Raw genomic sequence first — 12127 nt, 5'->3', positions numbered from 1 at the left:
TCTCCCTTTGTCTCCAGGTAACGCTTTACCGTCTCAGCCGCGACTGCCGCGCTCACGCCGGAAGCGTGCCAGCGCCGTGTCGATCGCCTCAGCCAGACCCGGCATAGTGCGCTCTTCGAGTTCGTAGCGCACCCGCACAACGGGGCGCTCCAGCGCCATCAGGCGTCGCAGGTCCACCGGCGTTCCCAGAATCACCAGATCGCACGGTGTGCGCCGGATGGTCTCCGCCAGATCACGGATCTGATCCGCGCCATAACCGACGGCGGGCAGCACGGCATCGAGATGAGGATAGTCGTGAAACGCCTGAGCAATCAGGCCCACCGCATAGGGACGCGGATCGACAATCTCGGACACTCCGTAGCGCTGCGCAGCGATCATGGCAGCGCCAAAGCGCATCCCGCCGTGGGTGACGGTCGGTCCATCCTCAACCGCCAGAACGCGGCGTCCACGGATCGCAGCCGGATCATCGACGCTGATCGGCAGCGCCGCTTCGACAATGGCGGCGCGCGGATTGATGCGGGCGATGCTTTCGCGCACAGCGGCGACGTTTTCGGCAGGCGCGGTATCCACCTTAGAGATCAGCGCCACATCAGCACAGCGCAGATTCACCGCCCCTGGATAGGCCGTCGCTTCATCACCAGGGCGATGCGGATCAACCAGGGTGATCGTCAGGTCGGGACGGAAGAAGGGCGCATCGTTGTTGCCGCCGTCCCAGACGATCACGTCCGCCTCGTCCTCCGCAGCCTCGAGAATGGCGGCATAGTCGACCCCGGCGAACACTGGCGTTCCGGCGAGGATATGCGGTTCGTACTCTTCCTGTTCCTCAATGGTACAATCGGCATGCCGGAGATCGTCAATGGTTGCAAAACGCTGCACCTGCTGGCGTTCGAGCACACCATACGGCATCGGATGGCGCACAACGACCACCCGCAACCCACTATCACGCAGGAGGCGACAGACAAAGCGCGAGGTCGGACTTTTGCCGCAGCCGGTGCGCACCGCTACGACCGCAATCACCGGCGTGCGCGCCGCCAGCATGGTGTGCGCCGGAGCGATCAGGCGGAAATCGGCGCCTGCCGCCGCAACTCGTGCAGCGCGTTCCATCACATAGTTGAACGACACGTCCGAATAGGCGAAAATGACCTCATCCGCCTCCAACTGACGGATCGCATCCTCGAGGGCGCTTTCCGGCAGGATCGGGATGCCGTCGGGGTAGAACGGACCGGCGAGTTGCGGCGGGTAACGCCGGTCGGCGATGTTCGGGACCTGCGCAGCGGTGAACGCAATGACCCGGCTGGACGGATCATCGCGGAAGAGGACGTTGAACGTGTGAAAATCGCGTCCCGCCGCCCCCATGATGATGACTCGACGGTGAGCCATTGGCTGATCCTTTCTCAACGCTGAGATAGGCGCTCTCAATGCCGCGCGCCCTCCATGATAAGTCATGTAACCAGGAGTGGCGAAAAGATTCGGGGACGTGGAGGGAATGATTGACTACGGGCAAGGGGCGAGAGGGGAGAGGCGAGAGGCGAGAGAGGAGAGGAGGAACATCCTTCGTGCTGCTTCGCGTCCTTCGTGGATGATCCAGCATGCATCCAGGCAGAGGCAAGAGGCGAGAGGGGAGAGGCAAGAGGCGAGAGGCGAGAGGCGAGAGGGGAGAGGCGAGAGGCGAGAGGCGAGAGGCAAGAGGCGAGAGGCGAGAGGCGAGAGGCGAGAGGCGAGAGGCGAGAGGCGAGAGGCGAGAGGCGAGAGGCGAGAGGCGAGAGGCGATCTCGTTCCTCGCGCCCCTTGCCTCATACATGTCGCACCGGCGCTTGCGGCGTGGCTCGCGCCTCGCTCCTCGCGCCCCTTGCCTCATACCTATGCTATAATCCGTACTGTTTCCTGTGAAGCGCAAGGCACGGGTTTGAACGCGCAAAGGAGGGCGGCTCATGGAGATCACGCACAAACGACTCAATCGCGTCGATCTACTGGCGATCAAAGGGCGGCTCGATGCGATGAACGCACCGCAACTCAAACAGAAGTTCGATGAATTATTCGACCAGAACCGCTACCGAATCGTTCTCGATCTGTCTGAACTCGAATACGTGGCCAGCCCTGGGTTGCGTGTCCTGATCGAGGCGCGTAAGCGTGCGCGCGACTGGAAACTGACCGACTTGGAAGGCGGCGATGTGCGTATCGCCAACCTCCCGCCGCGGATCAAAGAAGTGTTCGATTTAACCGGCTTTACATCACTTTTTGAGATCTATTCCGATACGGTCGAGGCAGTCGGTTCCTTCTGATAGAGCGATTAACCAGATGTTGTACCATCATTGTCTATGTTGACCATCTTTGGGCGGACGTTGGCTGAGCCTGTCGAAGCCAACGTCCGCCGCTCCACGTCCTTGATGGTCCAGGTTTGGGTGATCGCTCTATGAGCATATGAGGTGCGTCCGTCGGCGCTGTCGCAAGCCAGGCTGATGGATGTATCGAGTTCGACGGTGAAGCCTCGCTGCAGCGGCATCTGTGCGCATTGCCCGCGCTCATTGCCTGATGACTGGCATCCATGGAATCGTTGACAGTTCCCGCCAAGCTCGAATCACTGGCGTCGATCAGCGCCTTCATTAACGAGGCGACGCGTCGCGCCGGGCTGGACGAGCACGCCGCGTGGCAGGTCGAACTGGCGGCCGATGAAGCGGCGACGAATATCATTCAGCACGGGTACGAGCCTGGCAACCCTGGCACGATTGAACTGACGTGGCGGATTGAGGACGACCGCCTGATCATTACATTGCGGGACTATGGACGACGCTTCAATCCCGATGATGTGCCGCCGCCCGATCTGTTGTCGCCGTTGGAGGAACGTCAACCTGGCGGACTGGGACTCTATCTGATGAATCGGTTGATGGATCAGGTGCGCTTCGATTTCGACGACACCGACGGCAACCTCCTGACGATGGTCAAACACATCCCGCCACGCATCCAGGCGCACGAGTTCCGACTGAGCGGCAGGCTCGACGCGGTCGGAACCGAACCGGCGCTGGCGCCGGTGCATCAGGCGATTGCTGATGGGGCGGAGTATGTCCTGCTCGATTTTGATAACGTGACATTTCTCAGCAGCACGGCGCTGCGTTCGCTGTTGCTGGCGCGCAAAGAACTGTTGGCGCGCAACGGTGAACTGCGCCTCTGCAATCTGCGTCCACAGGTGCGCGAGGTGTTCGAGTTGACCGGCTTTACTCAGCTATTTGCCATTCACTCCTCGCGCCACGAGGCGCTGGCGGCATTCGGTCAGGAACACGCGTGAATCGCGAGCGGCGGCTCATCCTCTATGGTCTGGTTGTGGGGGCAGTCGGCTGGACTGCCCTCATCCTCAGCAGCCCCGGCGCTGCACCCTGGGGCGTGTTGGCGTTGTTCATCGTTCTGGCGCTGCTGGTGGAAGCCGCCGCCTTTCGTGTGCCGCCAGCCGATCCGCACAGTCTCACCGGCATTGTCATTCTGGCAGCAGCGCTGGCGCTCGGTCCCGCCGATGGCGCGCTGGTCGCCGGGGTCTCCGGGTTGATCTTCGGCGTGTTGCTGCCGTTGATCTACCGTCGTCCGCGCACGTTCTATCTGCTGGCAGCCCGTCCGCTTCTGCGCAGTGGCGTGCGCGCCGGGGCGGTGCTGGCAAGCGGCGCGCTGGCGCGTCTGCTGGCTGATGATGCGCCGGGTGAAGCGCTCTCGCTGATGACGTTGATCCTTTGCTACCCACTGCTTATTCAACTGAATCGTGCGATGCGCGAGTACATCCAGGGTGGAATGACCGGCGTGCTGACGTGGTGGCAATCATCCTGGATGCCGGTTGTGACTGCCGAAATTGCGCCCCTGCCGCTTGCGGCGTTGTTCGCCGCCATCTACACGCGCCTGGGAAGCGGGTATTTTGTGTTTGCGGCAGTCGGCTTGCTCGCCGCCAGCCTGGCCGTGCGTCAGGCGGCGATGAACCTGCGCAATCAGGGCGCCTCCATCCGTGAGCTGGGGCTGCTGAACGAAGCCAGCCGCGAAATTATTCGCGCCGAACTCGATGTCGAGGCGTTGAGCGAATTGATCTACCGCGCGGCAAGTAAAGTCGTCGATACCTCATCGTTTCACCTGGGCTTGTTCGACCCGGAGAGTGACCGGTACACCCTGGTGGTGCGCGTTCAGGATCGGGTGCGCCTGCCGCCGTTGACCGTTGAACTGCCAGGCGGCGATGGGCTGGTCGGCTGGATGCGGCAGACGGGACGCTCGCTGCTGGTCGAGGATTTTGTCACCGAGATGGATCGCCTGCCGGCGCGCCCGCGCTATCAGAGCGATCGCCCGCCTCGCTCCGGGATCTATGTGCCGCTTCTCGATGGCGGAAAAGTGATCGGCACGATCTCGATCCAGAGTTATCAACCGTATGCGTTCGACGCCGATGATCTGCGCATGCTCTCGCTCCTGGCGGATCAGGCGGCAGTGGCAATCGCAAAAGCGCGCGCCTTCGCCGCTGCCAATGAGCGTGCCGTACAACTCCAGGCGATCCAGGACGTCAGCGAGCGTATCACAGCGATTCTCGACCTGGATCAACTGCTGCCTTCGGTTGTCCGGTTGATCCGCGAACGATTCGGCTACCATACGGTCCATATCTTTCTGATGGAAGAAGATGGACGACTGCACTTCAGCGCCAGCACCGTCGAAGGCGAGGCGCTCGAACGTTTGCGCGAGATGACTCTGAACCCCGGCGAGGGGATCGTCGGCAATGCAGCGCTGACCGGGCAACCGTTGCTGGTCAATGATGTCCGCGCCGACCCACGCTATATCAGTGACGACTCGAACACGCGCGCCGAACTCGCAGTCCCGCTGCGCTATGCTGAGCATGTCATCGGCGTGCTCGACATTCAGAGCACAGAGGCTGGTCGCTTTCAGCGCAGCGACCTGTTCGTCACCCGCACCCTTGCCGATCAAGTTGCCGTTGCCGTCAAGAGTGCGCGCGCGTTTCAGGCGCAGCGCGAAGAAGCGTGGACGCTCAATGCGCTCCTGCAGGTTGCCGAGAACCTCTCACGGGCGACATCGCTCGATGCGCTCCTGCCTGCCGTGGTGCGCCTGCCGCCGCTCCTGCTGGGGTGCGACCGCTGCTACTGCCTGATCTGGGATCGCGCCGCCGCCGCCTTTACGCCGCTGGCAGCCTATGGGTTGCGCCCGGATGATCGCGCCACGTTCATCGGGCGCCCGATTGCCGAGCAGGACGCGCCGCTGTTGACCGAAGTCGTGCGCACGGTGGCGCCGCTGACGCTCGACTCTGTCGGCGAGTATCGTCATCGCTGCGCTCCGATCATCGAACGTTTCGGCAGCGCTTCGCTCCTGGCGACGCCGCTCTGGACGCGCGGGGCTGCGTTGGGTATGCTGGTGCTCGATTATGGACCATCACCGCATCACTTCACCGTCCGTGACCTGACTCTTGCGAACGGCTTCGCCGCACAGATCGCCGGGGCGCTCGAAAGTGCTCTGCTGGCGCAGGAAGCGGCGCAGGCAGCGCGACTGGAGGAAGAACTGCGGGTGGCACGCGACATTCAGCGGACCCTGTTGCCAGCACACGCGCCGGATCTGCCAGGCTGGGACACGGCTGCCGACTGGCGGTCGGCAAGGATGGTCGGCGGGGATTTTTTTGATTACTGGCGCCTTCCGGGGCAGTCGACGCCTGATCGACGCCCCAGAGGTGATGGGCGGTCGGATGACGGGTCCGCTATGCAGCCGATGGGGTTCGTTATCGCCGATGTGAGTGACAAAGGTGTGCCTGCGGCGTTGTTTATGGCGCTGGCGCGTAGCCTGGTGCGTGCAGCGGCGCTCGACGGGTCGGCGCCGGCAGCGGCGTTGACCCGCGCCAATCGCTGGATTACCCGCGACACGGAAGCCGGCATGTTTGTCACCGTCTTCTACGGGATCATCGAACCGCACACCGGGCGTATGCGCTACTGCTGCGCCGGGCACAACCCGCCGATCCTGTTTCGCGCCAACGGCGCAGTCGAAATGCTGCACACGCCGGGCATTGCGTTGGGCGTGCTGGAAGAGATAACATTAGAAGAACGTGAGGTATGCCTCGCCCACGGTGATGTGGTCGTCTGCTATACCGATGGCGTAACCGAAGCGATCAATGCCGCAGAAGAGCCGTTTGGCGTCGAACGATTGATTGAGATGGTTGCGGCGACGCGCACCGGCAGCGCACAGTCCATTCTCGAATCTATCACCAGGGCGCTCGGTCGTTATGCCGAAGGACCGCTCTATGACGATGTAACACTGGTGATCATCAAACGAGAGGGATGTAACTGACATGGACACCGCGTCCCTGACGCAGTGTGTTATAATAGAAACGTGTGATCCGGAGAGTGCCCATGCAAACCATCAAAAAGTACGCCAACCGCAAACTGTACCACATTGACCGCAAACAGTACATCACGCTCGAAGGCATTGCGGCGCTGGTGCAGGCGGGAGAGCAGGTCCGGGTGATCGACAATGAGACGGGGGAGGATATTACGGCGCAGATTCTGGCGCAGGTCGCGCTGCAAACCCGTGGTGACCAGGGGCGATTGCCGACATCGCTGTTGACCAGCCTGATCCGCGCCGGTGAAGGGACATTGAGCGGGCTGCAACGTTCGCTCCTCGGAGCGTTGGGAGGCACAGGGCTTGTCAATGCTGAAATTGAACGTCGTCTGGCGCATCTCCGTGAAACCGGCAGGCTCAACGACGATGAAGTGCAACGGTTGCGCGCCTTGCTGGTAGATTCATACGATCTGGCGGTGTCGCCCAGTCTGCCAAGCAAAAGCGACGTCGACCGACTGCACGAGCAGGTCGATGCGTTGATGCAACTCGTTGAGCAACTCCTCGCGCAACAGAAGAAATAACGAATCGGTCGAGAACGCTTCAGCAGATGATTTGGTCTGCGAAGGAAGGAAGCGCATTCCTGTATTCTGGAACAGCGCTACAGTGTTCGCGTTGGAATTGATGTCTGCGTATCCGATTATCACGCTGCGGTCGTTGCCGCCGCATGCATAGGAGAGGCTATGAGCGACAGTGGCGTCACGACGCGACGGAGCAAAGCCGCGTTAGTTCTGGCTGGCGGCGGAGTGACCGGCGCCGCCTACGAAATTGGCGCACTCCGTGCGCTCGACGACCTCCTTCACGGCTTCAGCGTGAATGATTTCGATGTGTTCATCGGCACCAGCGCCGGCGCACTGGTGGCCGCCTGCCTGGTTAATGGACTGACGCCGCGCGAGTTGATGCGCCATCTCGAAGTGCCGCTCGACGGCATCGCGCCGCTCAACATGGGCGATCTGTTCACGCTCAACGGGCGTGATATTCTGGCGCAAGGGCTGCATCTGCCGAACGTGGCGCTGCGTGCGATCCAGGCGCTCATCTTTTCGCGGAAGCACCTGTCGCTGCTCGACCTGATCGAGGCGTTTGCCCTGGCGCTGCCCGGCGGGCTGTACGATATCGGCTCGCTTGACCGTTACCTCAGTGCGGTGCTGTCGCGTGATGGCAGAACCAACGACTTCCGCAAGTTATCCCGTGAGCTGGTCATTATTGCAACCGACCTGGATACCGGCGCGCGGGTGGTGTTCGGTGCTCCGCCCTATGATGATGTCCCAATTTCACAGGCAGTCGCGGCGTCGTCGGCTATGCCGATGGTCTATCGCCCGGTGCGAATTGGCGACCGCGATTATGTCGATGGCGGGGTGCGCGGCAATGCCAGCCTCGATCTGGCGATTGAACGCGGCGCGCGCCTGATCGTGTGCGTCAATCCGCTGGTTCCCTATGACCTCGAAGAAGCAAATGACGAATCGATTCACATTCGTGATATGGGGGCGCCGGGCATTGTCAATCAGGTCTTTCGCACGCTGTTCCACTCAGCGCTGCACTACCACCTGAAGCAGATCCATCGTCGCCACCCCGATGTGGACATTATTCTGATCGAGCCGGCGCGCGACGATGTGCGCATGTTCTCGGAGATGCCCATGCGCTACTCCAGCCGCACCGAGGTGGCGCGGCACGGGTTCGAGACGGTGGCTGCCTTCTTGAGCGAGCGGTACGAGAGTTACCGCAATATCTTCGCCCGCCACGGCATCACCCTTCAGCGCCAGCATGTCGCCGAGCGCCTGGCAACCGTCGCCCATAATGTGAATGTCGCTCATGTGCGTCGCGGTCCGCGCGATCTGCGCAATACGCTTGCCTCTCTGGAACAGTTGCTCGAACAACGCGGCGGGACGGCGCCCCGGTAGCGACGCTGGATTGCGATGGGGCGACGTTGCATGTGCAACGTCGCTACCTGGTTTTGTATTGCACTGCAACGTATCCCACCACCAGAATGACGGCGAACGCGAACCACTGGATGGCATACCCCAGGTGTGGACCCTGATCCGGTTCAGGCGGCGGGATCGGCTGCGGCAGGGTGAAGGGTGCATCAGCGACCGGCTGCATCTCGATGAACACCGGCAGCAGCGGATACGGCGTTTGCTCTTGAATGCGCGCTACATCGACGCGAAACCAGGCATCGAGGCGCGGTCGTGCCGACGTCAGCGGCGGGTCCTTGGGTCCGCCAACATAGGTCTCAGGCTGACGGGCAATGCCGGTCACCAGGATTTCGCCAGCAGCGGGAGCGAATCTGCGCCGTGCGTCCGGTGACGCTTCCGTCAGCGGAATCCAGCCGCGATCAACGAGCACCGCTTCGTTTCGTCCACTCAGGCGCAGCGGTGTAATCATATGGTAGCCAGTGACGCCGTTGAACGAACGATTGCGCAGCAACACCTCATGCGTCGGGTCGAAGACGCCGCGCACCGTCACGGGACGATAGTCGAGCAACTGGAGATCACCAACCGCTTCCAGCGGTATCGGAGGCTGAGCCAAACCGGCAGCGATGCGCGCATTCAGCGCTGCGCGTTGGGCGTGGCGGTCGAGTTGCCACATCCCCAATCCGCAGAGTGCAATGGCGCCGACCAGGACGAGCAGAGTTGCAACCACGCGCCTGCCGCTCTGTAGAAGGCGGGTGTGAGACCCGCCCTCCAGGTGGGGTTGAGACCCGCCCTGACGTGGCCCTCCCTTGTCAGTCGGGGTCGCCATGATACTCCTTCGCATTCAGTCGGGGTCGCCATGGCGCTCCTTGGCATCTGGCGTGGTCTGATTGAACGAATAACCAAATGTCGCACAATCATTGCCTGTGGCGACCGTTTTGCGGCTGAGGTTGGCTGAGCCTGTCGAAGCAAACCTCTGCCGCTCCACGTTCTTGATTGTCTCGATTTCGGTCGATCGCTCTATGAGGCCTGCCCTGACGTTGCACTCCCTTGTCAGTCGGGGGCGCCATAGCGCTCCTGTGCATCGTGCGCGGTCTCAGCCCGCCCGCACAGCGCCTTGCCAGTCTGAATCGAATGCGGCAAGACACGAAGAGTATGGAAGTCTCAGACCCGTCTCTACGCTGTACTGCCGTGTCAGACGGTCGTCGCAGCAGCGTCAGCCACTCACCGGCTCAACCGGTTTCTTGACTTCCAGATCGAGCGTCTCGCGGCGGGTGAAGGTCAACTCGCCGGTTTGCGGATCGACATCGACAATGATCGTGTCACCCGCTTTGAACGTTCCATGCAACAGGCTACGCGACAGCGGCGTTTCGACCATGCGTTGCACGGTGCGGCGCAGCGGACGTGCGCCATACGCCGGATTGTACCCCTCGCGCACCAACAGTTTCTTCGCCGCCGGCGTCAGTTCGAGCGTCAACCCCTGCTCACGCAGTCGCTCATCGACCTCGCGCGCCAGCAGATCGACGATCTGCAGCAACTCCTGCTCTGTGAGCGCATGGAAGACGATAATCTCGTCGATGCGGTTGAGAAATTCGGGACGGAACGCCTGGCGCAGCGCTTCGAATACCCGCTCACGCGCGGCTTCCTCGGCATTCCTGTCGTGCGCGCGCACCAGACCCAGGCTCTGCTGCCGCACATGCTCCGTGCCAACGTTCGAAGTCATAATGATCACGGTGTTGCGGAAGTCGACCGTATGCCCCTGTGCATCGGTAAGGCGTCCATCGTCGAGCAGTTGCAGCAGCGTGTTGAACACATCCGGGTGCGCCTTCTCGATTTCATCGAACAGCACCACCTGATACGGACGGCGGCGGATGCTCTCGGTCAATTGTCCCGCTTCCTCATACCCCACGTAGCCAGGCGGCGCGCCGATCAGGCGCGACACGGTATGCCGCTCCTGAAACTCCGACATATCGACGCGGGTCATCGCATCTTCGCTGTCGAAGAGGAACTCAGCGAGCGCCTTGGCGAGTTCCGTCTTACCGACGCCGGTAGGACCAACGAAGATGAAACTGCCGATAGGGCGGCGCGGGTCCTTCAAGCCGCTGCGCGCGCGGCGGATCGCATCGGAGAGCGCCACAATCGCCTCGTGCTGGCCGATCACCCGTTCGTGCAGGCGATCTTCCATATCGACAAGTTTCTCGCGCTCGGTTTCCAGCATGCGATTGATCGGAATGCCCGTCCAATTCGAGACGATGGCGGCAATGTCCTCCTCATCGACGACCTCATCGAGGTCGGAACTCTTGAGCCACTCACTGCGTGCGCGCTCGAAATCGGTCTCGAGTTGCAGATAGCGGGCGCGCAGGGTCGCAGCGCGCTCATAGTCACGGCGCGCACCGGCTTCTTCCTCCTCGCGACGCAGGCGGTTCAATTCGGCTTCCTGATCGCGCAACGCCTTCGGCATCGAATAGATGTCGATGCGCAGTTTGGCGGACGCCTCATCGATCAGATCGATTGCCTTATCGGGAAGGAAGCGATCGGTGATATACCGGCTCGACAGGCGCGCAGCCGCTTGCAATGCCTCATCGCTGATCGTCAACTGATGATGCTCTTCATAGCGCTTACGCAGACCACGCAGCATTTCGACCGTCGTTTCGACATCCGGTTCTTCGACGAACACCGGACTGAAGCGCCGTTCAAGCGCCGCGTCCTTCTCGACATGCTTGCGATACTCATCAATGGTCGTGGCGCCGATCACCTGTATTTCGCCGCGCGAAAGGGCTGGCTTGAGCATATTCGACGCATCAATCGAGCCGACAGCGGCGCCGGCGCCGACAACGGTATGCAGTTCATCGATAAAGAGAATGATCTGCCCCTCACTGCTGCGCACCTCGTCCATCACTGCTTTCAAGCGCTCCTCGAACTCGCCGCGGAACTTCGACCCGGCGACCATGCCGGCCAGATCGAGCGCCAGCAGGCGTCGATTTCTGAGCGGCAGCGGCACATCGCCGCTGGCGATACGTTGCGCCAACCCTTCGGCGATCGCGGTTTTGCCGACGCCGGTTTCGCCGACGAGTACGGGGTTATTCTTTGTGCGGCGGCAGAGAATGCGAATAACACGGGTAATCTCCGCCTCGCGCCCGATGACGGGGTCGAGTTTCCCCTGCGCCGCCAGGTCGGTCAGGTCGATGGAATATTTCGAGAGCGCCTCATAGCGCGCCTCGGCGCTCGGATTATCGGCGTGCTGGTGGCCGCGAATATCCATCAGCGCCTGATAGATACGCTCCTGATCGATGCCGAAGCTATTCAGAATGCGCGACGACGCGCCTTCGCGCTCACCGCTGATCGCAATCAACAGGTGCTCGATGCCGACGTACTGATCATTCAGGCGATTGGCTTCTTCCTCGGCGCGTTTGACCAGACGCTGCGTGCGCGGCGTGATGTAGACCTGATTGCCGTATCCATACTGACCATAGACCTTTGGCGACTTTTCGAGTTCGTGCTCGACGCGCCGCGCCACCATCTCGGCATCGACGCCCAGCCGTGCAATCGCACGCACTGTCAGACCGTCGCGCTGCCGCAGCATCGCCAGGAAAATATGCTCGACGTCCAGCTGCGTGTGGTGCTGGTCGTGCATGATCTCCTGAGCGTCCTGAAACGCTTCCTGGGCTTTCTCGGTAAACCGTTCGAGTCTCATGTGCTCTGTCCTTGAGGCATGCTTCCTCTGGCAAATGCCATCGCGTGTTATAAAGTATAGCACAGAGGCTCACTATCTGCTGATTGGGATGCACACGAATGGGGGACCCTCACAAGGAGATCTTTCTGGCAAGCCCTTCGATGGCATCGCTTGCTTCAGGCATGAGGAAGCCGCCCGA

8 protein-coding genes are annotated in these 12127 nt (G+C 61.6%); 5 read left to right on the top strand and 3 right to left on the bottom strand.

Annotation, left to right across the window (positions count from 1 at the left end):
• Positions 1-33: 33 nt before the first annotated feature.
• Positions 34-1380 carry a cyclic 2,3-diphosphoglycerate synthase gene (locus tag AC3EA7_RS17820; protein ID WP_488615415.1) on the bottom strand — a complete coding sequence of 449 codons (1347 nt, stop codon included), beginning with the start codon at positions 1378-1380 and terminating at the stop codon, positions 34-36.
• A gap of 551 nt (positions 1381-1931) precedes the next feature.
• Here AC3EA7_RS17820 and AC3EA7_RS17815 point away from each other — a divergent pair.
• From AC3EA7_RS17815 to AC3EA7_RS17795, 5 genes are all read left to right on the top strand, one after another.
• The gene (locus AC3EA7_RS17815; protein ID WP_488615414.1) at positions 1932-2282 is read left to right on the top strand and encodes an STAS domain-containing protein; all 351 of its coding nucleotides are present in this window, start codon (positions 1932-1934) and stop codon (positions 2280-2282) included.
• Between the two features lie 263 nt (positions 2283-2545).
• A complete protein-coding gene (locus AC3EA7_RS17810) occupies positions 2546-3283 on the top strand; it encodes an anti-sigma factor antagonist (RefSeq protein ID WP_488615413.1) in 738 nt (245 codons plus the stop codon).
• Complete coding sequence (locus AC3EA7_RS17805) at positions 3280-6300, top strand: SpoIIE family protein phosphatase (protein WP_488615412.1); 3021 nt, start codon at positions 3280-3282, stop codon at positions 6298-6300. The genes AC3EA7_RS17810 and AC3EA7_RS17805 overlap by 4 nt, the downstream gene beginning before the upstream one ends.
• 62 nt (positions 6301-6362) lie before the next feature.
• Positions 6363-6872 carry a polyhydroxyalkanoate synthesis regulator DNA-binding domain-containing protein gene (locus AC3EA7_RS17800; protein ID WP_488615411.1) on the top strand — a complete coding sequence of 170 codons (510 nt, stop codon included), beginning with the start codon at positions 6363-6365 and terminating at the stop codon, positions 6870-6872.
• 159 nt (positions 6873-7031) lie between these two features.
• Complete coding sequence (locus AC3EA7_RS17795) at positions 7032-8246, top strand: patatin-like phospholipase family protein (protein WP_488615410.1); 1215 nt, start codon at positions 7032-7034, stop codon at positions 8244-8246.
• Between the two features lie 43 nt (positions 8247-8289).
• Here the strand turns inward: AC3EA7_RS17795 and AC3EA7_RS17790 are convergent, their stop codons facing one another.
• Both AC3EA7_RS17790 and AC3EA7_RS17785 read right to left on the bottom strand, forming a co-directional pair.
• Positions 8290-8985, bottom strand: coding sequence for an SURF1 family protein (locus tag AC3EA7_RS17790; RefSeq protein ID WP_488615409.1), 696 nt, complete (start codon positions 8983-8985; stop codon positions 8290-8292).
• Between the two features lie 486 nt (positions 8986-9471).
• Positions 9472-11949 (bottom strand): ATP-dependent Clp protease ATP-binding subunit, encoded by a 2478-nt coding sequence (locus tag AC3EA7_RS17785; RefSeq protein ID WP_488615408.1) that lies wholly within the window; start codon positions 11947-11949, stop codon positions 9472-9474.
• Positions 11950-12127: the final 178 nt, after the last annotated feature.

The organism is Roseiflexus sp., assembly GCF_057785375.1.
Note: the sequence above shows the minus strand (reverse complement) of the source record. Positions and strands in the feature narration are given on the sequence as shown.

Bases quoted from the DNA above. Each gene is read 5' to 3' on its own strand.
- AC3EA7_RS17800 (WP_488615411.1), top strand. From the start codon at position 6,363: ATGCAAACCATCAAAAAGTACGCCAACCGCAAACTGTACCACATTGAC.
- AC3EA7_RS17810 (WP_488615413.1), top strand. From the start codon at position 2,546: ATGGAATCGTTGACAGTTCCCGCCAAGCTCGAATCACTGGCGTCGATC.
- AC3EA7_RS17785 (WP_488615408.1), bottom strand. From the start codon at position 11,949: ATGAGACTCGAACGGTTTACCGAGAAAGCCCAGGAAGCGTTTCAGGAC.
- AC3EA7_RS17815 (WP_488615414.1), top strand. From the start codon at position 1,932: ATGGAGATCACGCACAAACGACTCAATCGCGTCGATCTACTGGCGATC.
- AC3EA7_RS17795 (WP_488615410.1), top strand. From the start codon at position 7,032: ATGAGCGACAGTGGCGTCACGACGCGACGGAGCAAAGCCGCGTTAGTT.
- AC3EA7_RS17820 (WP_488615415.1), bottom strand. From the start codon at position 1,380: ATGGCTCACCGTCGAGTCATCATCATGGGGGCGGCGGGACGCGATTTT.